Consider the following 20,561-nt stretch of genomic DNA (forward strand, 5'->3'; position numbering starts at 1 on the left):
ACGCAGGCTACGGCTGGGCGAGCCGGTCCAGGGCGTCGGTGAGCGTGAGCTCGTGGTCGTCCTTGACGTCGTTCCACCGTGCCAGCGTGGACGCGGCCGCGCGCAGCATCTCTGGTGGAAGGCCGGCGGCCTCGAGCGCGTCGGCGGCTTCCTCCAGTTCAGGACCCCACCGCCAGGCCCGAGCTGCGGTCTTGGCGACGTATTGCGGCTCGGACAGGTACGAGTCGGTGCGCCGGGATGCGACCTCGATGAGCTCTTGGTCGACGCCGTGCTCGCGCGCCATGCCGACCGCGAGGGCTACCAGCACGCGCGACGTCTTCTGGAAGCTGGCGTACGACAGTTTCAGCGCGGAGGCCTTCCCGATCTCCGTTCCCAGCGTCCTTGTCTTCACGGCGGTGCCTGCGAAGAGCGCCTCGATCCGCGCGGTCGCGGCGGCCGGACCAGACAGGTACAGCACCGGGGTCTTGCCGTGTACCGGCGGGGAGCCGACGACGCCGCCGTCCATGACGGTCGCGGCTGGTTCGAGCAGCTCGGTGATCCGAACCGCCCGCTCAGGGTTGATGGCGTTCGCCTCCAGGTACACCCCGGCGAAGTGGTGGCCGGCGACGTCGCGGGCGAGGTCCTCGGCTGCGGCTGGCGGGCAGAGGCTGATGACGATGTCGCTGCTGTCCAGCAGTTCCGCCAGCGTGGCCATGGGCGTCAGGCCGAACTGGGCGGCGCGCGCTGCGGATGCGGGACTGCGCCCGGCCTCGCACCACAGGACCGCGGACGCGTTCGCCGCGGCGCAGGCGGCGACGGCGGCGCCCATGCTGCCGGGGTGGAGGATGCCGACGGTCGGCTGGTCCACGGTGCTACTCCGTCTCGTTGAGCAGGATGGCGATGGCGTCGCTGACGTCGTCGACGATGTGGTGTGCGGCGCGAAGGTCGTCCGGCCATGGGCGGCCGCGCAGCCAGATGGTGCGCAGGCTGGCCTGGTGCCCGCCGCCGATGTCCCCGGCCGGGTTGTCGCCGATCATCCAGCCGCCGTCCGCGAGGCGCACGCCGCAGCGGGAGGCCGCGAGTTCGAAGAGGCGCAGGTCCGGCTTACGGATCTCCAGGTCACCGGAGACTGCGACGCCGTCGACCAGGTCGGCAAGGCCGGTCGCGCTGAGCTTGGCGCGTTGGATGTCGCTGGCACCGTTCGTGACAATTCCGATCGTCCACGCGGCCGCCCGCAGGCGCGCCAGGTCCTCGAGGACCTCCGGTCGGCAGGTGACGGCGGCCGCCATGAGGCCGACGTACTCCTGCCACAGCTGGGCTCCGGGCACCGCCAGGTCGAAGGTGTCGTGCAGCCGGGTGAAGTCAGCGGCGTTGGCGCGGTCGGCCAGCTCGGTGAGCAGCCAGTGCTCGATATCCGGGGTGAAGGAGTGTGTGTGGCACAGGCCAGTCACGGCGTCACTGAAGGCGGCCTGCCGGTCAACCAGTGTGCCATCCAGGTCAAAGAGGGCCAGTCGCTGCACGTCATCGAGCCTATCGACAGCGCGATGCCCTCTCGCGGGGTGCCACGTGTCACGGCCCTGGAGGGGGTGACATCCGCCGGTGACATCCGGATGTCACCGGCGGATGTCACCAGACACCGAGTCAAGTCCCATGCCACACTCCCCGCGTCCGTGCCCGCCGATCGAGGGGGCCAGTTGGCTAACGACCGCGTATACCTGATCGGTTCTCCCAACTCGCCGTTGGTGAAGATCGGTTGGACCGACAACCCGGAACGGCGTCTCCGTCACCTCCAGACGGGTTCCCCTGTGCCCCTACAGCTGCTCGCACTCTTCGAGGGCGGCGCCATCGTTGAGGCCGAACTTCACCGCCGATTCGCCGACAAGCGCCGTCACGGCGAGTGGTTTGACCTTGGGCCGGATCCAGTGGCGATCGTAAGTCCGTTCGTGAAAGTCGCGCAGGTAGAAGAAGGCGAACGCACAGGACACCGCCAGCCGGTGCACGGTCTGAACCCCAACTACGCCTCCCTTGAGGAGTGGTCTGTGTGGATGCCGGATGTGCCGCCGCGGGTGTACGAGCGGGTGGAGCAGGAGTGCCCGACCTGGAAGGAAGCTGGACGGTGCCTGTGCGACAGCTGACCTTCGCCCCGCTGACTGGCGTTCGAGCGCTGTTTCCCGTGTGGCGGGACGGTTCTCGAACCGGCTTCCCGTCGGGCGGGACCAACGCGGTTCCGGGGCGGAGAGTGCTGGTGCAGCCGCTCGAAATCTGCTCCGATTCAGGAGCACCTAGGAGTTCTACCTGGGCGTTCTCACGTCAGGAGCGGGACCGTCATCAGCGGGGGGAGGGGAGCCGGATGCGGCCGATCGGTGTCTCGTTTGACAACACGCTCGTTCTCGTTACCGAAGATCGTCGGGATCATGTATGTTTTCGGGAATGGTTCCCTACGGTGGAGGTTTCGATGTCCGATCCGCTGAGGCGAATTGACGCCCTGGTGGAGGAGGGCACCCTCCCTGCACCCCAGGTCCGGCAGCAGCTTCGGCTTGCCGCTGGCCTCACCCAGACTGAAGTCGCTGAGGCCATTGGCGTGAAGCGTCTCGCGGTCGCGCAGTGGGAGGCTGGGCGCGCTCAGCCTCACCGTGGGAATCGCCGCGCGTACGCGCATCTCCTGCGGAAGCTGGCCGCGAAGCATCCGGACGCCGCCGTCGAGGGGGCGCCCAATGAAGGATGACCTCACGCTTCCGGCTGTTTTCGGGTTCGCCGACGCCGCCTTCGGTATCGAGGGGGTCGGGATGACCTAGGTCATCGGCCGCGCGCGCCAAGACGTGGACTCGCAATCCACGTGGCCCCGCGCGGCCCGTCGCGCCGACAGGGATTTCGCAACCCAGGTCGGCCGCCCAGTCCCCGGTTTGGCGCCGGTTCTGGGCTCCAGCTCATCGAGCTGGACCTCACTCACTGCATTACCCCGCCTTGGCAGGCGGGCACCCGGTCCGCTTTGGCAAGCGGGCCACCCCGGCTCTCCAGGAGCCCCTTTGGCAGGGGGCCTCTGTTGAGCCACCAGCGTCACCCCGGGTTCCGGCGGCTTTGGCAGGCCGTCGGGCTCGGGGCTCCGTCCATACAGAGCGCTCGGTCACGGTCGGGTCCCTTGGCAGGGGCCTGGTCGCGGTCGGGGCGATCCATATGAAGGTTGGTGTCTCCGCCATAGTGCACGAGATCGGTGTCCCCTGTCAGCTCGACCGTGACCGTTTCACACCGGTTCGAGCCACCCTTGTTTCCCGCGTGACGGGAAACGCACACCCTGTTTGCCCTGTTCACGGCATTAATCACGAAGATTCTTGGGGTCGGAGTGTCACACGCACCCCGGTCCGGAACATCTATCCCGAAGGGGACCCCTGTGTCCTCCTCTCGGCTAGGGGTGCTCGATGAGCGCCCTGGCAATGACGTCGGCCGCACCCCTGTGGGAGTCCATCGACAACTCCGTCGACGGGGCTCCGGCCGGGCGCTCGCGGCATTGGCTGCGGTCGGTGCCGGCACAGGCCGGCCCGGTGCCGGAGCGTGGTCCGGCACCCCCGCTGGCCCTGGGGCGGGATGCTCAGGCCCGGTTTCGCGGTGCGGTGCGCGCGCTGCTGGATGCCCCCGGCCTGGAAGGTGCGTCGGACGCGGTCCGGCTGGCGGTGATCGTGCTGGCGTCGCGGACCCCGTCCGAGACGGGCGTGGTGGAGATCCGTACGCCCGAACTGGGTCGGTGGCTGGGTCTGTCTGCGTCGTACGTCGCTTCGGAGGTGGTCCCGGCGCTGCGCCGGTCCGGCCTGGTCTCCATCGACACGGCGGAGGGCGAGTTCGGCCAGGACATCGGGCTGGAGTGCCGGGTGCTGCCGGTGTGGGACGCGTACGGCGTGGTCGGGCATCCGCTGGCGCTGGAGAAGAAGGAGTTCGCGACGCTGCTGCGGCTGCTGGAGGCCGTGATGGCGCCGGGCTGGGCTCACAAGGACGGGAAGGTGACCCCGGCCGGGCTGCTCGGCTCGCGTACCGGGCGCGCGGCGGCGACGGACCGGCTGGCGCTGCTCCTGCTGGTCCTGGAGGCGCGGGAGAACGGGCGGGTGCGGCAGTGCGGCGGCACGGTGGACACCAAGCGCGGCCGCGCGGCGGCGACGGTGGCCCGGCTGCTGGGCTGCAAGGCGTCGACGGGTGAGCGGGTCCTGGAGCGGCTGGAGGACCGGGACCTGGTGCAGCGGGTGCGGGTGGGGACGGCGTCCAAGCTCGCGCACCGCACGCGGCTGATCGTGCCGGCGGTCGCCGCCGCGCACGGCAAGCGCGGTGCCGCTGACATCCGACGGGAGGACCGTGCGACCGCCCCGAACCCCGATTTTTCAGAGCCCGACGTTGCGGCAGGGGATAGTGGTCCCTCCGAGCCGGACACAGAGCCGCAGGTCAGCGGTGTGCGGGTGGCGGATGAGGCGCGTGCGACAGAGCCCGACGTTACGGCAGCCCTTCACACTGATTACTCTCCTGTGGGTACTGACGTCTCTTCTCTCGCGCTCTCTGGTGGGTTTTCCGGCGAAGGCCGTGGTGGGTCCGGTGATCTGCCGGACCGCGCGTGCGAGCGCGACGACCGGGCCGTGGACGCTGACGCTGTCGACGGGCTGCGCCTGGTCGATGGCGAGGACGGCCCGCTGCGCGGGGAACAGCCGAAGAAGTCCCCGTCGTCGATCAGCGAGAACGGCAACTGCGGGCCGGTGGCCGGCGCCCCGGTGCGGGTCGTGGACGGTGCGGGTCAGGGCAGGCAGCAGCAGAGGAGGGGGGTCCTGCCGCCGGAGAATCTGCGGGTGATCGTGGAGCCGGTCCGGCTGCTGTGGGCGCGTCTGGAGCGTCCGGCCGCCCGCCGCCTGGTGGAGGCCGCCGCACGTGCCGAGCTGGCCACGGTGAGCGGTTTCGTCGGCCGGATCGACGGCCCGCAGGTCCTCGCTGACCGGCTCGCCCGACGCCTGGAGGACCAGCTGCGGCTGGGCGGTCCGATCAAGGACCCGGTGGGCTGGCTGATCGGCAAGGGGCTGCCCCAGCGGCAGGAGTGCGGCGACGCGCTGTGCGACGACCGCATGCTGCTCGACTCCGGCCGGGACTGCCCGCGCTGCGAGGACCGGCAGGCCAGCAGCCGTGCCCAGCGCCACGCGGTGGCGGCCGCCGTCGAGACCGCGATGCCGTACGCCTCCGAGGCGGAGCGCCGTATGGCGACCGAGCGGCAGCTGCACGAGACCGTGACCGCCCAGGCGTGGGCCCGCGAGCACCGCTGGGAGCAGGTCCGGGCTCGGCAGGCTGCGGCCGCCAAGGCTCGTGCCGAAGCTGCGGCCGCGCACCCCGCCATCGAGGAGTCGGCCACGTCGCCGGCCCCGGTCGTGCCGCCCGCCCCGCGTCCGGCCCCCGCCGCGCCCGCAGCGCAGCCGGAGGCCGACGACGTCGACCGGGACCTGGTCCTCGAGGACCTGGCCCGCGAGCAGGTCCTGGACTGGCGCACCCGCGCCGCCCGCGACCACCAGGTCGTGTTCGACCACATCGACCGCTACGGCGAGACGTCGGCGCAGCGCCTGTTCACCCGGTCGTTCGTCGCGACCGTGCAGCGTCTGTCCGGCCTCGGGCACCTTGATCTCGGCTACACCACCTGGGGGCAGGCATGAGCAGCGGCGAGGTGTCCGGCGTCGACCTGGCCCGGGTCGCGCTGCGGGCCGCGATGGAGCAGGCCCGGAAGAACGGCGGCGGCCAGAAGACGAAGCAGAAGCAGCCGCGCATGGTCCGTACGGTGCGCCGGGACGGGCGGGAGCCGATGGGACTTGGAGCCGCGATCGGCGCGCTGGTCACCGAGCGGGCCTGGGAGCTCCCGGCCGCCGGCGCTTCGCTGCGTGCTCGGTGGGAGGCCATCGCCCCCGAGCTCGCCGGGCACGTCGCGGCCGTCGGCTACGACGCCGACTCCGGCCGGCTCACCGTGTGTCCGGAGTCGACGGCCTGGGCGACGAAGGCGCGCCTGGAGCAGACCCGCATCGTCGACGCCGTCAACAAGTCGGCGGGCCGTACGGTCGTGCGCGCCCTGCGGATCCTGGCGCCCGGCTCTGTAGCTGTGCCCGACCAGGTCGACGTCGTTCCGGCGGCCGCGGCCGCGCCCACCGGTCCGGCGAGGACCAGGGAGACGGCGTGCGAGGGCTACCGCCGCGCGCTCGCCGCGCACCAGGAGGCCGTGCCGCCGCGCCGGGTGGATCAGGGCATCGCGGAAGCGGTGGAGCGGCAGACCGCCGCGATGCGGGAGCTGAGCCGCCGCGCGTTTCCCGAGCCGGACGTCGTCCCGGACGACGCGCCAGCCCCGCTCGAGGCCGTCCGCGTCCAGCGCCGCCGCGAAGTCGCCGCTACCCACGCGGCCGCGCTTCGCCGCGCCCGTGCCGAGCGCGCTCAGCAGGCCGAAGCGCAGCCGCTGGGGCGTACAGCGTGAGGCCGTCGGGGCTACCAAGAACGCGGGCGTTCCCGATGGCCAGGGTGGGCCATGCGATATGTGGTGCGCGCGGCCCACCGACGGTCTTCCTGGGTGGTGTCCGCAGGTCGGAGATAGCCGATGGGCAGGCGGTATCGGGGTGGTTGGATGGCCGGGTGTCAACGCCCGTTCTGGTTCGTTGAACATGCCGTCCCGCGTCTGGTGGGCGCGGTTGGACGGCGGGGAGGTAACTGATGAGCGATCGAAGCGCAATTGAGTGGACTGAGGCGACGTGGAATCCGACGACAGGATGTGACCGGGTTTCCTCCGGGTGCGACAACTGCTATGCGCTGACGTTGGCCAAGCGGTTAAAGGCGATGGGGGCGGCGAAATATCAGAATGACGGGGATCCGCGGACGTCGGGGCCGGGGTTCGATCTGACCGTGCATCCCGATGCGCTGGATGTTCCGTACGGGTGGAAGAACCCGCGGACGGTGTTCGTGAACTCCATGTCGGATCTGTTCCATGCCCGGGTGCCGCTGGACTTCGTACGGCAGGTCTTCGAGGTCATGGCGGATACGCCGCAGCATACGTACCAGGTGCTGACCAAGCGGGCCAGGCGCCTGCGGCAGGTCGCCGACCAGTTGGTGTGGCCGGGGAACCTCTGGATGGGTGTCTCGGTGGAGACAGCGAAGGAACTTCCCCGGGTTGATGATCTGCGGCAGGTGCCCGCTGCGGTCCGGTTCCTGTCCTGTGAGCCGCTGCTCGGTCCGCTGGAGGGGCTGAACCTGGACGGCATCCACTGGGTGATCGCCGGCGGTGAGTCCGGCCCGCGGCATCGGCCGATGGAAGAAGCCTGGGTGGCACAGATCCGTGATCTGTGCCTGGAGGAGCGTGTCGCGTTCTTCTTCAAGCAGTGGGGCGGCCACACGCCTAAGGCCGGCGGCCGCACCCTGCAAGGCCGTACCTGGGATCAGATGCCTGCGTTTACCGGCGCCTGACGGTTTTTACCGAGGGGGCTGCACGATGAGTTCGTGGGTTTTCCCTCCGATGCCCGTGCTGGCCGTCCGGCCGCTGCTGTGCAGCAGCTTGACGGCTTTGCGCGCGGCGGGTTCGGTGACCTGTCCGTAGTAGTCGCCGAACACGTCCAACGTGTGGTTGAGCAGTTTGAAGGGCCGTTTCTGCTGGTGCAGGATCCGTTCCATGTTGTCGGCCATTGCGGGCACGGCAGCGTCGATGACCTCCTGCGGGTCCGGGCGGACCACCGAGGTAGCGGAGAAGAGAGTGTTCGGGTCTTCCCGTTCCTCCTTGATCTCAAGTCCCTCCCACCATGCGTCGCGAGCCCGGGCGACAGCGTCGCCGAAGAACCACAGGCCGTGTTCGCTGCGAGAGCCGAAGACCAGGTGGTACACCGCCTTCTGCCCGTGCTTTCTGGCGACCGGCACCGACTGCACGAACATGCCGGTCTTCTCCCTCAGCCGCTGGGCGTACTGGGCGGCCACGATCTCGTCCACGTCCGCTTCGGCCGGCTCGTCCGGCCGGAAGTACTCACGCCACCACCGGCCGCCGCACGCCTCATCGAAGCGCTCGGAGGAGCGTTCCAGACCGCGGGCGGAGCGGGCATTGCCTCCCAGGCGCCGTACCGCGTCCATGCTGAAGTTCATCAAGAACTCGGTCGGCTGCCAGAGCCGCGGAGTACTGCGCCGCTGGTTCAGCGTCTGAACGATCCGGTCGAACGGCAGCCCCAGGCCGCACGGATCAAGGAACAGGAACAACGGGAGCCCTTCGGCAACCCGCAGAACCTCGCCCAGAACTCCGTCCACGTCGCCGTGATGCACCCTCGCGTCCACGCCCAGGGCGCGGTAGTGGGCAGCGACCTGGTCCAGCCGGGCAACGGAATCGGGTTTCTGCTCCACGAAGAAGCAGTTCCATAACAACGCGTTCTTCTCCAGGTGATGAGCAGCCACCTGCATCGCGATCTCCGCAGAGCCGGCGTCGCCGCTCTCGTACCGCCCCTCGCCCGCATAGCCGTCGAGGTACACGACCTGGTGACGACCACGCGAGCCGGTCATCCCGCCGAAGCGGGGAATGTACTGACCCAGCAGTTTGTGCTTGAGAACGCTCGGCAGCGCCTGTGAAGCCCAGTAGTCCTTGTCGGTACCCGTCGACATTTCTCCCCCACCCCGGTTTCCACTGTGATAACCGATATTGAGGTAAGCGTCACGCACCGTAAAGAGGGCGACAGGCCAGGATGGACCGTGGACTCGGCGGCGCAGAGCACGCGGACCACAGAGCCGGCCAGGGTCGGGCGTCGTCGGTCGACGCCGGCGGAGCCCGGCGCCCAAGCACCTTGCCGACGAACGAGCTGGCGGCGTCCATCCGGGCCCGATCCCTCTGGGTCGTACCGCGTGACTGCCAGTCAAGTTCCCCTGCCTCATAAGGTTCCTCCGGCGTAGCGTGACGGGTACACGCCTGGTACAGCGTGCGTTGCGGTGAGTGCGGGAAGGGGGAGTCGTGCAGGAAGGGACCGTGCTGGACGGGCGCTACCGGCTGATCGAGGCGATCGGTGCGGGCGGGTTCGGACAGGTCTGGGCAGCACACGATCCCAAGATCGACCGCATGGTGGCGGTCAAGGTGCTCACCGGTGACGCGGGCAGCAGCCGGCAGGTGGCCCGGTTCGCCCGCGAGGCCGCAGTCGCCGGCGGCCTCGCCCACCCGAACATCGTCACCGTCCACGACTTCGGCTCCACGACACACAACGGGCAGCCCTGCGCCTACCTGGTGATGGAGCTTCTGCCCGGCAAACCGCTCAGCGGCGCCCTGGAAGCCGGGAGACTGCCCCTGCCCAAGGCCCTATAGGTCGCCCGCTGGCCGTCGGTGAGCTCGTGGACCAGGGCGCTGAGCCCGGCGCATCCGAAGGTGCGGTGCGCGTAGTCGATCGCGGCGAGCACCAGGCCCTGGCAGGCGGTCACGTTGGCGGCTGCCACGGCGCTCAGGGCGCTACGGGTGAGGTCGGTGTCGTCAAGGGCGAGTCGGCCGCAGTCGCAGAACCCCATGCGCTTGGCCAAGGCGAGGGACTCTTCCTGGGGGAGGAGGTCGGCGATCGCGTCGACGGCCACGAAACCGAAGTCGACAGCGACCTGGTAGGCGTGATGACACACGGTCGGGTCGGCAGCGAACTTGCCGGTCAGCGGGGCGTGAGAGCGGGTGACAACTGGTGGCCGCGGCGCGCGGCGGCGAGAACGTGAGGACGGCATACCGCGTTCAACAGACCCGACGCGCGGACGACACCGCTGCTTCCCCCGCTTGGCCCACCGCCCACACCCCGACTGTCTCGTTGGTCTGGCACCGTCCCGGCCGCGCGCGGGCTGCCGCCCGGTCAGCGCTTCCAGCGGACGAAGAGCTGCTCTCCGGGCCCGGGATCGATGCCGAACGGCTGGCAGGCTGAGCGGCTCCAGATCCAGCTTCTCCTGCGGCGCGAGAGGCGTGAAACCGCGCTGCTGGTAGAAGCGGTCCAGGCCGGAGCCGACGGGAAACTGGCCGTACAGCAGGAGCAGGTCGAGCTGCTCGTAGATCTGCACGGTGCGCTTGAGCAGGTGGGTGGCCCATCCGGCGCCGCGGGCCTTCTCTGTGACGCTCAGCCCGGCCAGCTTGGCGACAGAGGAATGGACATCAGCTCTGCGGGAGGGAACCCCTGCTCGTGGGCGCTGTTCATGATGGGCATCGGCGGCAGCGCGTACGCCGCGCCGACGATGTCACCGTCCTTGTCCTCCGCGACCAGGACCAGAGAGAGCCCGGGGATCGCCTTGAGGTAGGTCCTCAGCACCAGCAGCGGTGCCATCGCCTTGGCCAAGGCTTCCCGGCCACTGAGGCCGGCGCACAACGCCACGGCGAGTTCACCGCCGAACTGGTCGGCCTCCGGATCTCCCAGCGCACCGTCGAGCGGTACGTGAAAGGCCAGATCAAAACTCCCCGAGCGGACCTCGCCGAGCGCCTGGAGAGCGAGGTGAAGAAGCGGTGGCAGCCGCAGATCCGAGCCAATGCCCGGCAGACGGCGGCAACGACCGGCGGCATCGTCATCGACACCCGAGCCCGGCTCGGCTACACCGCACCCATCGGGTCGACAGACCAGGACCGCATGAGCAGCGGCAAATTACCGCGAGGACGGACTGGGGACGGGTGGCACGCCCCCAGTCCTGTCCTTGCCGGGACCCTACTCAGTTCCCGTCGAAACCCAGGCCATGGCTGTTTTGCGCGAGGCTGCCCCCGACGCACTTGGGCACGAATGCGTGCCCAACTACAGCTGCCATTGCTTCTTTCAGGTGGCGCACTGTCATCATCGGCTGCGACCTCAGCCTCACAATGTCCGCCTCAAAGGCAGCCAGCCGCCCGCGGTAGATCGCCCGGTCTCCGACTGCCTTCTTTTCGGCCTTTAGGAAACTCATGTACATGTCCCAGTCTTGGTGAGGGGTACGCAACTCCAGCACACCCTTTTCCACTTCGACGAGCCAGTTTGCTTCGATCGCCAGGTAGCGGCACAGGTTGGCGGCCTCATCGTCGAGGCCGATGCTTCGCGCCAGTTCGTCCTCATCGAACCGGACGCGGTCGGACTCTTTGTGCATGTCCGGCAAGGTCACGTCGAGCCGGGAGGCCAGCTCGTAGAGAAGGACTTTCACCATCTGGGGCAGCGCTGCGTCCCAGACCGCGTCAACGTAGTCCTCCCGCCGGTCCGCATTCGGCACTTCCGGTTCGCTGGGGCCATCGCTGCCCTGCTGGCTTTTGCGGATTGTCTCCTGGTAGCTCTGACCAGTTTCTTTCATACGGCGGCGCAGTTCCTTTTTGCGTGCGTGGTACTTGGTCACTCGTCGCTCTATCTGCACCGGCCCCCGCGATCCGATGCGATGAACGGACCTCGCTGTTACTGGATAAGGGCGAGATGCGGAGCACCTTCGGGCTTCATCGCTTGCCGTGCGCGGGGGTCGGCGCAGCGCAGCCGGGACCGTCGCCGCTGAGCGGTCCACCGAACCTAACGAGCCTCTGGCGCGAGGGTTACCCAACGCTGGACCCTGCCAGGGCCAGGCGACGCGGCAGGAACAAGCTGATGGGCAGCCTTGTCTGGCTTGGTTCGAGCGCGCGCCTATGGTCTGTGAGGGCAACGCCTGTAATGGCACGATGAGTTGGGACGGAAGGCGGGGGTTCGTGCGCGGTGACAGGCGGCAGATTCAGACGGCGGTTCTGGGCGGTGCGGGCTCGGAGGAGCCTTTGATGCTGCCGCTGGAGGCGATCGAGCTGGATGCCTTCCGCCATCGACACCAGCACGACACGTTCTGGTGCGGGCTGCTGCTCGGAGGCTGCGGCCTCCAGCTGACGACCAAGCTGTACACCGACCGGGTCTGCCACTTCGCCCACCACCCCGGACCCGACGGACACCCTCATCTGTGCGGCCGCCGCTCCCGTGGCGTGAACAGCGCCGACCACCTGTACGTGAAGGCGGCGGCCGACACCTGGCTGCGTAACCGCGGCGAACAGGCCGGCTTCGAGTTCGCCCAGCCTGACGGGGCACCGATCGGCTCGCTGGTGGACATCCACCTCGAGCACAGGAGGCTCCGCGTGCACTTGGACCAGGCCGTGGCACCGGTCTGGGACCACGGGAGTGAGCCGGTGCTGGGCATGTCCGTGCCGGTGGACCGGGACACCCTGATCCGCCGCTGGTACGTGCACCGCATCCGATTGGACAGCGACGGCACTGCCCGGCGCGTCCAGATCGGCACCGAAGCCTTCGCACGCCCTACCGAGTGGTTCGGCCTGGACGACTGCGCGATGACAGAGCGCGGTCTGTCGACGCCGGCGGTGGAGAAGATCGTTCAGGCCCGCACCGCGCCGCGTCCATCGCTGTGGTCGACCGGCAAGGCGAGGAAGACGCCGGAGCCGGAGGCACGCGCCCAGGCCTTGCTGCGCAGGCTGGCGGATGCGCGTCGGATCGAGTCCGTGTCCTTGGTGAAGCAGGTGTGCGGGGAGATCGACGATCTGACCGGGGTGACGGGGGAGCTCCAGGAGCAGCTCAAGGCCGGCGTTCGCCACGCGGGGATCTGGCTGGTCGAGCAGAGCGAGAAGCGCCGCAAGCTGTTCGACAGCCTGAACAGGGCGGTGGCTGAGCAAGAACCCGGGCAGGTGCGCAGGCTCCTGATTCGCGTCAACGCGACCGCATCTGGAGACCGCACGGAGGCCGAGGTGGCCATCCACGAGTCGGCGATCAAGTTCTTCGCGGGCTTGGACAACCTCACGCGGGACGCGCTCGAAGCGGAGGCTGCCACCGAGAAGAAAGCACAACAGGCTGCAACTCGCGTCCGCAGCGCCCTCCATCGCCTTCGCGGTTACGACACGTACACGCTCGATCTGCGCTCGCAGGTGGAGGAGCTCCTGCGGTCCGCGGCATCCGCTGGAGAACTGCTGAAGCGTGGTGAAGCGCGTCGTGTGGAAGTCTGGAAGAAGTGGGCAGCGCTGGGGCCGCAGGAGCAGCTGCACGTGGCGCGGCGGTACTGGATACAGCGAAGCTGCCCGCGCTGCAACGCGGAGCAGGGCAAGAACTGTGTGCTGGTCGACGGCCCCAGCAGCGGGAAGGCGCGCCACGCTGGCCACAATGAGCGGCTGCAACTGATCCTGAACGAACGGAAAGCCGCACAAGAGCTGGTCCGGCAGCAGAGGACAGCCCAACAAGAAGCCGAGGCTTCCATCCCGCGGATGCAGCAGATCCCGGAGAAAGGTGACGTCGGCCCCTCACGTCCCCTCCAGGAGCCGCGGCCGAAGGCCCACCGCAAGGGCCAAGGGCAGAAGGCGGAGAAGAAGGCCGCGGTCCGGCTGCACCACCAGGTGCCACGCGGCGACTGGTACCGGATGATGTGCCCACGATGCGACGCCGGACCGGGCAAGTTGTGTGACAACGACGATCGCGTCGGCCCCAGCGAGAAGCGGCAGCTTCCCCACGACGAACGCCTGCGCCGCGTCCTGCAGAGCAACGACCGCATCAGTCCCGGCGAGAAGTAGAAGGGCGCCCACGGCGAAGGCGGAGGGCTGGCATCCCAGCGTCCACGCCCTGGAAGGCGGGGTGTTTTGTGAACGTGTCACCGGCGTTCGAAGTGCACAAGAGCTGGGGCTAGCGGTGTTGCAGAGCCCGACGTTTCGATCAGGGCGGCCATCGTCATTTGCATGCCTCTGGCTGTGCTCGCGGAACTTGTCCCGGCAGCATGATTCCGTGGGCTTGGGCGTTTTTTCCCGGCCGTAGCGTCCAGGGCACGGGCGCGGTGTCGGTCAGCCATTCGTTCGCCAGGAGCCGGCGCACGATGAAGGTGCGCAGGGTGCGGGGCAGGTCCCAGCCCATGCCGCTGCACAGCTGGTTGTAGGAAGGACCGTGGCCGTGTTCCGCGCGGAAGGCGACGGTGAACTGGGCGGCCAGCGGCCCGCGGTCTGGGTGCTTGTCCTTCCACAAGCCGTAGGCCTCACGCACGTATCGCGGTGCCGGGACGAGGCAGCGAGTGGAAGCGAAAGCGGGCGCAATCTTGTCGAAGGGCAGCGCGCACACGGCGCAGGTTTCGACAATCTCAGCGTGCCGCCGCAAGGCCGGGCTGGCCTTGTCCTTCCACTGCGCCCACTCGGCGGGGCTGACCTGCGGCCAGTTGAGGGTGCCCCGCAGTGGCCTCGGTGCTGCGGGCTCATCTGGGTCGGCAGGGTTGGGGAGCCGGCCGGCCAGGTGCCTCACTCCAGGGTCGAGGCGGTAGCGGTCGCCGGAGAGGTCGGCCAGGAAGTTCTTGCTCCGCAGGTCGGGGAGAGCGGCGCGGCAGGCGTCGGGAAGGTCATCGGGCAATGTGTCCAACGATGCCTCCTGCCTCAACCGGGTCCCCGGCTTCGGCATCTCGCCGGAGGAATCACAATGGCTCAACAGCGTCGGTGACTACCTCGCCGTGGAGATGTTCGATGTCGCCGACGTCCTGCGGAAAAGGGGAGTGGACGTCGGGTATGCCAACCCGCAGGCCTTCTTCTACGGCAAGGCCGTCTGCGGCGACCCGGAGACCATTCACGGCATCGTCACCGATCTGACGACCAGCGACAAGCCCCAAGTTGACTGGCCGTTCTTTACCTTCGGTACTTCCGCGCAGTCCTTCCACCCGAAGATCGCCGGAGCACGCTTGTACGCCGACACCCTCGAGGCCGTGCTGGGATCTTGGCCCAAGACCTGACAGAACGGCCCGCACCACTCGTGGGCCGGTTCTCTGCTCTAAGGAACCGGCCCACGCTTTATGAGTATGTCTACGGATAGTAGCGGTCCGTGCAGCCGAGAATAATGCCAGTTGTGACCAATACCTTATGGACAGTGATGCTGGTGATGGCTCTTCTGCTGGCTTCCGCCGTCGCCGCCTGGCCGAGCGGGTCCGCACCGCGCCGACAACCGAGACCGCGCATACGCCGCGCTCTGTACTTACCTCTCAGCGTCATCCTGATCCTTGCCCTCGCCGCTTGCGGTCGCGCGACCAGCGAGAAGACCGTACGCAAACTCGCCGGCAGTTCAAAATCAGCAAAGGCGCGGCAGGAAGCAGAGTCTGCCAGCAGGGACATCATCGCCGCCTGGGACACCGAGACCCCACTCACCCTCGGCATCGTCGCCATAGAGGATGCGTGTGCTGGTGGGAAGGCCAAGGAGTGGTTCTTCCCCACCGGCGACGACCAGTACAAGATTCGCTGCACGATGTACGTCACCGCCTACTTCGGCGCCGACCCCCGCCGAATGGCCGACACTCTCGACGGAGTCCTCACCGCAGGGGACCGCAGCGGATCCCCCATCCCTTTCGGCCACGACTTCCAGTACGCACGCACAGTCATCGACTACTACCGAGGCAAGACAGGCGATCCGCAAGGGCCCGGGACCGGTGAACCGACACTGCTGTTCAGTGCGGGCACTGTCAGGCTCAACTGGGATCAGGTGCACAGCAGCGGGACACGCGAACTGATCGAAGAGCCGCACCCATGCGGCTCCGATGATCCGCCGATGCGACGCTGCCTGCGCGAGCCGGCCTCCACCAGCGTGGCGGATCTGCGCCGCAAGTACGGGATGGTCTTCCAACTTACCTTCCCCGCCAAGAACTACCACGTCGTCGAGAAGTAACACCACGCCGGCCCCCTGCACGTCCTGGCGACCGCCGCCGGGAAGGCCCGCCCCGCCACGGCGGCCGCCCACCCGGATCCGCAACCGGCCGCGCACGCCGGACCGGTGCGCACCCGGGAGACCGCCTCCGACGGCTACAGCCGCGCGATCGAGGCGCACCGCCGTCCCGGGTGGACCCCGGCATCGCGGAGGCGGTGGAGCGGCAGAACCGTGCGATGCGGGAGCTCAGCCGCCGGGCGTTCCCCGAATCCGACGTCGTCCCGGACGATGCGCCGGCCAGGATCGAGCAGGTCCGCGCGCAGCGCCGCCGCCAGGACGCGGCCACTGAGGCCGTCGCCCTACGCCGGGCCCGGAAAGAGCGTGCGGCCCGGGAAGCCGGGACGGCGGCCGCCGTCCCGCAGCCGGCTGCGCTGCGGACCACGGCGTGAGCCGGGCGTCGGTGAGCAGCGACGGCGTCAGGCCCGAACGCGATGCCGGTCGCGGCCGGGATGATCCGTTCCGGCCCCGCTGCTGCTGAGAGTGGGTAACTTCCCGCGATATGAGCGCACACCGAGCTTCCCCGGATGAGCCGTGGCCCGGCTGGTCGACCAGCCGGGCGGCTCAAGCCGCGTACGGCAAACATCTGGTCCGCATCGGCGAACTCATCCCGGTACTGCTGTACTCGAACGTCATGGACCGCCGTCACCTGGCGGCCGCGCACACCGCCCGCAACCAGGACCTCATCGACTTCCAGGTCAGCAGCCAGGCCATGGAGTGCCGGGACGACCTGCTGGAGACCGCCGCCGTCCTGGACGCGCTCGCCCTGTGCCACGGGCACGGAAGCTACCTGCCGCGCCCTTACCAGGAGGACTCCCTCAACCCGGTACCGAGGGATGTGGAGTTGCGCACGGACGCCTCCGACGTCGCCGGCGAACTGGTCCGCCACGACCACCAGCACGGGACCAGCACCACCGGCAACATGCCGTCAGCTTTGGAGGATGGCTGTACCGATGCCGAGCGGGACGCCGTCCGCGTCCGCCAGACCTTCGAAGTCCTGGGCAGTCCGGCCGCTTTCGCGGCCGAAGCGACCGTATGCGCGATGCTCCTACAGACTGGCGACCGGGGCGACAACCTCGCCCTCGATAGCCCGCTCCGGGAGTGGGCAGAGGACCTACGCCGCCGGGCTGTCTGACCCGGCAGGATGATGCGCATGACCGAAGCATGGGCCGCCATCATCGCCGCTATCGCCGCCGGCCTCTTCGGAGTCGGAGGCGTCCTCGCTGGCATCTACGTCGGCGGCCAACAGACCACCGCCCAAGCTCAGGTCGAACACCTTCAGTGGCTACGCGAGCAGCGCCAAGAGGCATACGTCGCCCTCATGGAGGCGTGGGAAACCGGCGTGCAAGGCTTGAAGCAGATGGTGGAGCACTGGAGCGACCACGAGGGCGACATGGAGCGCAACCATCCCGACCGCTTCTTCAGCGAGTTCGTAGACGTGCGGGTCCAGTCCTTGTGGAACCCGATCATGAAGCCGGGCGAACTGTTTTTCGTGATCGGCCCAGAAGGCATGGAGGAAGCCGTCGCCGCTCTCACCGTCGCCTTTGCTGATGCGTCCGACTTCCTGCGAGGCCAGAGTTCCCAGCCTCCGGGTGCGGACGCGAATTGGCAGGGATGGGGCGCTCAGTTGGAGCAGTTGGTGGAAGCCCGTGGGACGTTGGTTACGGCTGCGCGGGACATGATGCAGACAGCACCGGCACCCGGAAAGTGACCGAGGTCCGGCCGGCTCGTTGGATGGGGTGCTGTTTTGGTGCACACGTGGGGCCCGTCCGGGGAGGTCTGGGCGGGCCCCACGGCCACGTCGCCTACAGCACAGCCGGAGCCAGGCTGGACAGCGATCACGGCCAGCTCCTCACCACGTCATTCGTGGTCTCATCGGTGAGGGTGACGCGGGCGCCGGCGCGGCTGCCGTGCTCGCCGATCCAGGCGAGATACTTCCGGTCCGCGGTCGCGCGCTCCTCCCACCAGCCCTGCATGACCGGCCGCTCGTCGACGAGCAGGGTGACCTTGTAGCGGCCTTCCATGGGTGTACCTGCCTCCCACGCCAGCCGGACCCCGGCGATCATGCAGTCCCGGCACTGATCGTGCCAGCGCGGCCCGTGCCCGGCCGGACAAACGACGCGTGTCGCGACGGCGAATGCCCGGCAGGAGCAGCAGCGGCGCCGCTCGTCCGAGTCGATGTCGATGCGGCCACGAATCGGTGCGCGTCGCCCGGGCCGGTGCAGGCTCCAGGTCGGCAGGGTCAATACCGAGCTCTAGAATCGAACGTATGCACGACTCCGCCCCGTCCCGCCTCGCCATGTTGCGCTTCCTCGAACGCGTCCAGCAGACCGACCTTGAGCGCACTCGGAAGTGGATCGCGGCAGAGGAGCGGCGTGAGCAGGAGAGGCAGCGCGGCGCCGACGCCCGGCCACCCCAGCCGGACTGGCTGCTTGAGATGGGCCTCAACCGCGACAGCCCGCCGAACATGATTCACGAAGGCCGCTGCCACATGGCAGGCAAGCGGTCGCGCGGGATAGGGCGCAGTGACGCGCTGCGCTGGCTCGCCGAGGGCATCCCCGCCTGCACCCACTGCCGGCCGGACAGCGGGCTCGGCTTCCTGGAGGGATGAGATCAGGCGCTCCTGCGGGGTTTCCTGGCGCTGGTCCTCTTCGCCGCGGTCTTCTTGGTGGCCTTCTTCGCGGCCGCCTTCTTCGACTTCGGCATCTCATGGACGTCGGCGTCCTTGCCGCGGGAGGCCTTCGCCTTCTGCACGGACTCGGTCAGGGCTGCCATCAGATCGAGGACCTGCCCCGGCTTCTCGGGCTCCGGCGCCTCCGGGAGCGGCTTGTACCGCGCCCGGCGCGGTGCGGGCGGCGGGTCCCCGCACTCATGGACCACGGCCTCGGCCCTGACCCGTAGGTCCTCGGCGCGGTCCTCGACGTCCGGGTGAGGTAGTGGGAGGACTCGTCGCCGACGGCGTCGACGAGCCGATACAGCAGCGCAGCCCGGCGTTCCAGGTAGTGATGCCTATGGCGTTGAAGCCGGCCAGAACACCCGACGGCGGCCATGACGCTTGGGTGCCTGTTCCGCGCCGGGGTCGCGTTATGCCTTCGCTTGTGATGGTTCTGCCGCAGCCGCAGCTTTACGCTCCGCGACGGGGCCCGAAGCAGCCAGCAGCAGAGTCGATGAGGCCGCACAGAAGATGATCAAGATGGCCCAGGGCAGGCGGTCGTCGGTCGAGAACAGGGCGGTCAGCATGGCGGGAGTGATCACGTTGCCGACGCTCCAGGACATCTGGTTCATGCTCAGGTAGCGGCCCAGCAGGCTTGGGTGCGCCAGGTTGGTGACGACTATGACTCCGGTGGGGGCGTGGATCAGCTCGGCGGTGCTGAAGAGTGCCACTGCGATGAAAAATACGCTGGTCAGTGCGATCGCATCCAGTGTGGAGGCTCCGAGGAAGACCGCGAACGACAGTGCCCAGAAGAGAGAGGCGGTCTGCATGACTCGCATCTCCCCGGTTTTTTCTATGTACCTCACCATGAAGGGTTGCCCGATGATGAGGAAGGCGGAGTTCAAGGCAAACAGCACGCCTGGCAGCCAGTGGTCCTGAGGGGCACGGCTTTCGGCGTACAGCGGCAGCAGGACAGCCAGGGAGAGAGTGGTGACGGCGAAGAGCGTGTTGGCCATCACCACCAGGAGGAACGCCCTGTCAGCGAGCAGGGCTCGCATGCCTGTCGGCTTTTTCGTTTCAGTTTCAGGTTTTGTCTGGGTGGCTGCTGTTGCAGTGGTGAACGCCTCTCGCCAGGTCGTGAGGATCGCGGTGACGACGAAGAAGGTGGCGGCGTTGGCCAGCACGACCGCCCTGGCGCCGCCGCTGCCGTAGGCGATGAGCACTCCGGACAGGGCAGCGCCCAAGCCGAGGCCCACACTGCGGACGGTTCTGCCGAGGGTGTACCAGCGGACTCGTTGTTCACGGCCGCACAGGCTGATGATCATGGCGCTGTTGGCCGGCCAGAACGCGTTGTCGGCCCAGCGCACGATCGCTGAGACGATGACCAGCTGCCATACCGCATCGACGCCCAGGTAAGCAATGAAGCCCAGACCGCGGAGGGTGCAACTGAGGACTGCAACTTTGCCGGGTCCGTAGCGGTCGATCAGGGCTCCGGTCTGTGGTCCGCCCAAGAGCGCGATGATCGCACCCAGAGAGAGGGCGAGGCCGACTTCGGAGATACCCATGTGAGCGACGGTCACGAAATATACGACCGTGAGCGGCAGGAACATGCCTGTGCCGAGGCTGTCCACCACAGCGATGATCACGAGCCGCTTGCGGTTTCGGGTGTCCGGGAAGCCCAGGCGCTCGAGGAGTACGGGGAGGTTCATCGAAGCCCCTCCGCAACGGCGGGCACGCCGTGGAGCTTCTGGGCGAGACGTGCCATCCGGCGTCCGTGCTCTGCTGCGGTGAGCACGTCGGATTCCTTCATATCCGCGGGCTTTTCGTCTGCGTTGCACTGGGCAACCGAGCCGAGGCGGTAGCCGAGGCGGTTCAGGTCTGCCAGTGAGCCCTTGCTGGTGTTCCATCCGGCTCGCAGCGCTTGCCCAACCCAGAGCATGCCGTGCTGGGTGGCCAGGGCAAGCATGAACTGCAGGGCCCCCAGCTTTCCGCCTTCCATGGCTGCCGACGTCGTGAAGCCTGCGGCCAGTTTGTCGGCCCAGGCTGCGGACGGCTGAAAGCGGCTGGTCTGTTCGGCGAAGGCCACGAAGCTCGCGGAAGGGCCTCCGATGTGGGTGGGCGAGCCGAAGAAGATGCCGTCCGAGCGCGCCAGAATGGCCCAGTCTTCGGTGGTGACATTTTCGATGTCGACCAGATGCGTGGAGGCTCCCTGCTCGGCGGCGCCGGCATCAATGGCTTCCGCTAAGCGGCGAGTATTGCCGCCACGGGAGTGAAAGGCCACGGATATG

General features: G+C 68.4%; 24 protein-coding genes and 1 pseudogene. 14 read left to right on the plus strand and 11 right to left on the minus strand.

Translation table 11 applies throughout. From position 1 onward, the window contains the following. Positions 1–7 precede the first annotated feature (7 nt). Together ACIRPU_RS40735 and ACIRPU_RS40740 are read right to left on the minus strand one after the other, a co-directional pair. Positions 8–847 (minus strand): DUF1932 domain-containing protein, encoded by an 840-nt coding sequence (locus ACIRPU_RS40735; RefSeq protein WP_403877152.1) that lies wholly within the window; start codon positions 845–847, stop codon positions 8–10. Between the two features lie 4 nt (positions 848–851). Further along, complete coding sequence (locus tag ACIRPU_RS40740; protein ID WP_403877155.1) at positions 852–1,499, minus strand: HAD family hydrolase; 648 nt, start codon at positions 1,497–1,499, stop codon at positions 852–854. Between ACIRPU_RS40740 and ACIRPU_RS40745 the strand changes: the two genes are divergently transcribed. The 5 genes from ACIRPU_RS40745 to ACIRPU_RS40765 all read left to right on the plus strand — a co-directional run bounded on the left by ACIRPU_RS40745 (position 1,413) and on the right by ACIRPU_RS40765 (position 7,428). Then, a complete protein-coding gene (locus ACIRPU_RS40745; RefSeq protein ID WP_403877158.1) occupies positions 1,413–2,114 on the plus strand; it encodes a GIY-YIG nuclease family protein in 702 nt (233 codons plus the stop codon). The two genes, ACIRPU_RS40740 and ACIRPU_RS40745, sit on opposite strands and share 87 nt — an antisense overlap. Before the next feature lie 320 nt (positions 2,115–2,434). Continuing rightward, the gene (locus ACIRPU_RS40750; protein ID WP_403877161.1) at positions 2,435–2,704 is read left to right on the plus strand and encodes a helix-turn-helix transcriptional regulator; all 270 of its coding nucleotides are present in this window, start codon (positions 2,435–2,437) and stop codon (positions 2,702–2,704) included. 691 nt (positions 2,705–3,395) lie between these two features. Continuing rightward, entirely contained in the window at positions 3,396–5,645 is a 2,250-nt protein-coding gene (locus tag ACIRPU_RS40755; protein WP_403877163.1) for a hypothetical protein, read from the plus strand. Beyond that, positions 5,642–6,448, plus strand: a complete 807-nt coding sequence (locus tag ACIRPU_RS40760; protein WP_403877166.1) for a DciA family protein — start codon at positions 5,642–5,644, stop codon at positions 6,446–6,448. The genes ACIRPU_RS40755 and ACIRPU_RS40760 overlap by 4 nt, the downstream gene beginning before the upstream one ends. 233 nt (positions 6,449–6,681) lie before the next feature. After that, the gene (locus ACIRPU_RS40765) at positions 6,682–7,428 is read left to right on the plus strand and encodes a DUF5131 family protein (RefSeq protein WP_403877169.1); all 747 of its coding nucleotides are present in this window, start codon (positions 6,682–6,684) and stop codon (positions 7,426–7,428) included. A gap of 6 nt (positions 7,429–7,434) precedes the next feature. Here ACIRPU_RS40765 and tcmP read toward each other — a convergent pair whose 3' ends face one another. Next, positions 7,435–8,598 (minus strand): three-Cys-motif partner protein TcmP, encoded by a 1,164-nt coding sequence (gene tcmP / locus ACIRPU_RS40770; protein WP_403877172.1) that lies wholly within the window; start codon positions 8,596–8,598, stop codon positions 7,435–7,437. Between the two features lie 343 nt (positions 8,599–8,941). Here tcmP and ACIRPU_RS40775 point away from each other — a divergent pair, with 343 nt between their 5' ends. Further along, the gene (locus ACIRPU_RS40775) at positions 8,942–9,286 is read left to right on the plus strand and encodes a protein kinase (protein ID WP_403877175.1); all 345 of its coding nucleotides are present in this window, start codon (positions 8,942–8,944) and stop codon (positions 9,284–9,286) included. On the opposite strand, the gene ACIRPU_RS40780 is transcribed toward ACIRPU_RS40775, so the two are convergent. Together ACIRPU_RS40780 and ACIRPU_RS40785 are read right to left on the minus strand one after the other, a co-directional pair. Continuing rightward, entirely contained in the window at positions 9,202–10,008 is an 807-nt protein-coding gene (locus ACIRPU_RS40780; protein ID WP_403877178.1) for a hypothetical protein, read from the minus strand. The genes ACIRPU_RS40775 and ACIRPU_RS40780 overlap by 85 nt on opposite strands. Positions 10,009–10,064: 56 nt before the next feature. Then, positions 10,065–10,280 (minus strand): hypothetical protein, encoded by a 216-nt coding sequence (locus tag ACIRPU_RS40785; protein ID WP_403877181.1) that lies wholly within the window; start codon positions 10,278–10,280, stop codon positions 10,065–10,067. Between the two features lie 63 nt (positions 10,281–10,343). Between ACIRPU_RS40785 and tpg the strand changes: the two are divergent. Next, positions 10,344–10,568 (plus strand): annotated as a pseudogene (gene tpg / locus ACIRPU_RS40790) (telomere-protecting terminal protein Tpg); the annotation flags it as partial. Between the two features lie 76 nt (positions 10,569–10,644). Here tpg and ACIRPU_RS40795 read toward each other — a convergent pair. Then, a complete protein-coding gene (locus ACIRPU_RS40795; RefSeq protein WP_403877184.1) occupies positions 10,645–11,289 on the minus strand; it encodes a hypothetical protein in 645 nt (214 codons plus the stop codon). Positions 11,290–11,692: 403 nt separating this feature from the next. On the opposite strand from ACIRPU_RS40795, the gene ACIRPU_RS40800 reads away from it, so the two are divergent. Continuing rightward, on the plus strand, positions 11,693–13,471 hold the full coding sequence (locus ACIRPU_RS40800) for a hypothetical protein (RefSeq protein WP_403877187.1): 1,779 nt from the start codon (positions 11,693–11,695) through the stop codon (positions 13,469–13,471). Positions 13,472–13,625: 154 nt separating this feature from the next. Here the strand turns inward: ACIRPU_RS40800 and ACIRPU_RS40805 are convergent, their stop codons facing one another. Continuing rightward, entirely contained in the window at positions 13,626–14,297 is a 672-nt protein-coding gene (locus ACIRPU_RS40805; RefSeq protein WP_403877189.1) for a hypothetical protein, read from the minus strand. Between ACIRPU_RS40805 and ACIRPU_RS40810 the strand changes: the two genes are divergently transcribed. The 5 genes from ACIRPU_RS40810 (at position 14,290) to ACIRPU_RS40830 (ending at position 17,331) form a co-directional block, all read left to right on the plus strand. After that, a complete protein-coding gene (locus ACIRPU_RS40810; RefSeq protein WP_403877192.1) occupies positions 14,290–14,661 on the plus strand; it encodes a hypothetical protein in 372 nt (123 codons plus the stop codon). The two genes, ACIRPU_RS40805 and ACIRPU_RS40810, sit on opposite strands and share 8 nt — an antisense overlap. 113 nt (positions 14,662–14,774) lie before the next feature. Further along, positions 14,775–15,584 (plus strand): hypothetical protein, encoded by an 810-nt coding sequence (locus ACIRPU_RS40815; protein ID WP_403877194.1) that lies wholly within the window; start codon positions 14,775–14,777, stop codon positions 15,582–15,584. Between the two features lie 170 nt (positions 15,585–15,754). Next, positions 15,755–16,012 (plus strand): hypothetical protein, encoded by a 258-nt coding sequence (locus tag ACIRPU_RS40820; RefSeq protein ID WP_403877197.1) that lies wholly within the window; start codon positions 15,755–15,757, stop codon positions 16,010–16,012. A 110-nt stretch (positions 16,013–16,122) separates the two neighbouring features. Beyond that, positions 16,123–16,755 (plus strand): hypothetical protein, encoded by a 633-nt coding sequence (locus tag ACIRPU_RS40825; protein ID WP_403877200.1) that lies wholly within the window; start codon positions 16,123–16,125, stop codon positions 16,753–16,755. An 18-nt stretch (positions 16,756–16,773) separates the two neighbouring features. After that, entirely contained in the window at positions 16,774–17,331 is a 558-nt protein-coding gene (locus ACIRPU_RS40830) for a hypothetical protein (RefSeq protein ID WP_403877203.1), read from the plus strand. Between the two features lie 127 nt (positions 17,332–17,458). On the opposite strand, the gene ACIRPU_RS40835 is transcribed toward ACIRPU_RS40830, so the two are convergent. Beyond that, positions 17,459–17,644 (minus strand): hypothetical protein, encoded by a 186-nt coding sequence (locus ACIRPU_RS40835; protein WP_403877206.1) that lies wholly within the window; start codon positions 17,642–17,644, stop codon positions 17,459–17,461. A gap of 245 nt (positions 17,645–17,889) precedes the next feature. Between ACIRPU_RS40835 and ACIRPU_RS40840 the strand changes: the two genes are divergently transcribed. Next, positions 17,890–18,231 (plus strand): DUF6233 domain-containing protein, encoded by a 342-nt coding sequence (locus tag ACIRPU_RS40840; protein ID WP_403877209.1) that lies wholly within the window; start codon positions 17,890–17,892, stop codon positions 18,229–18,231. Between the two features lie 2 nt (positions 18,232–18,233). Here ACIRPU_RS40840 and ACIRPU_RS40845 read toward each other — a convergent pair whose 3' ends face one another. From ACIRPU_RS40845 to ACIRPU_RS40855, 3 genes are all read right to left on the minus strand, one after another. Continuing rightward, entirely contained in the window at positions 18,234–18,500 is a 267-nt protein-coding gene (locus ACIRPU_RS40845; RefSeq protein WP_403877212.1) for a hypothetical protein, read from the minus strand. A 204-nt stretch (positions 18,501–18,704) separates the two neighbouring features. Further along, complete coding sequence (locus ACIRPU_RS40850) at positions 18,705–19,982, minus strand: MFS transporter (protein ID WP_403877214.1); 1,278 nt, start codon at positions 19,980–19,982, stop codon at positions 18,705–18,707. Further along, on the minus strand, positions 19,979–20,554 hold the full coding sequence (locus ACIRPU_RS40855) for a flavodoxin family protein (protein WP_403877217.1): 576 nt from the start codon (positions 20,552–20,554) through the stop codon (positions 19,979–19,981). Before ACIRPU_RS40855 ends, ACIRPU_RS40850 begins: the two co-directional genes overlap by 4 nt. Positions 20,555–20,561 lie beyond the last annotated feature (7 nt).

It is taken from the genome of Streptomyces sp. NPDC102259 (assembly GCF_044766465.1).
In the GTDB taxonomy this organism is placed as follows: domain Bacteria; phylum Actinomycetota; class Actinomycetes; order Streptomycetales; family Streptomycetaceae; genus Streptomyces.

Excerpts from the sequence above, each read along its gene's own strand:
- ACIRPU_RS40760 (WP_403877166.1), top strand. The coding sequence starts at position 5,642 with ATGAGCAGCGGCGAGGTGTCCGGCGTCGACCTGGCCCGGGTCGCGCTG.
- ACIRPU_RS40830 (WP_403877203.1), top strand. The coding sequence starts at position 16,774 with ATGACCGAAGCATGGGCCGCCATCATCGCCGCTATCGCCGCCGGCCTC.
- ACIRPU_RS40835 (WP_403877206.1), bottom strand. The coding sequence starts at position 17,644 with ATGGAAGGCCGCTACAAGGTCACCCTGCTCGTCGACGAGCGGCCGGTC.
- ACIRPU_RS40850 (WP_403877214.1), bottom strand. The coding sequence starts at position 19,982 with ATGAACCTCCCCGTACTCCTCGAGCGCCTGGGCTTCCCGGACACCCGA.
- ACIRPU_RS40840 (WP_403877209.1), top strand. The coding sequence starts at position 17,890 with ATGCACGACTCCGCCCCGTCCCGCCTCGCCATGTTGCGCTTCCTCGAA.
- tcmP (WP_403877172.1), bottom strand. The coding sequence starts at position 8,598 with ATGTCGACGGGTACCGACAAGGACTACTGGGCTTCACAGGCGCTGCCG.
- ACIRPU_RS40825 (WP_403877200.1), top strand. The coding sequence starts at position 16,123 with ATGAGCGCACACCGAGCTTCCCCGGATGAGCCGTGGCCCGGCTGGTCG.
- ACIRPU_RS40765 (WP_403877169.1), top strand. The coding sequence starts at position 6,682 with ATGAGCGATCGAAGCGCAATTGAGTGGACTGAGGCGACGTGGAATCCG.
- ACIRPU_RS40755 (WP_403877163.1), top strand. The coding sequence starts at position 3,396 with ATGAGCGCCCTGGCAATGACGTCGGCCGCACCCCTGTGGGAGTCCATC.
- ACIRPU_RS40750 (WP_403877161.1), top strand. The coding sequence starts at position 2,435 with ATGTCCGATCCGCTGAGGCGAATTGACGCCCTGGTGGAGGAGGGCACC.
- ACIRPU_RS40800 (WP_403877187.1), top strand. The coding sequence starts at position 11,693 with ATGCTGCCGCTGGAGGCGATCGAGCTGGATGCCTTCCGCCATCGACAC.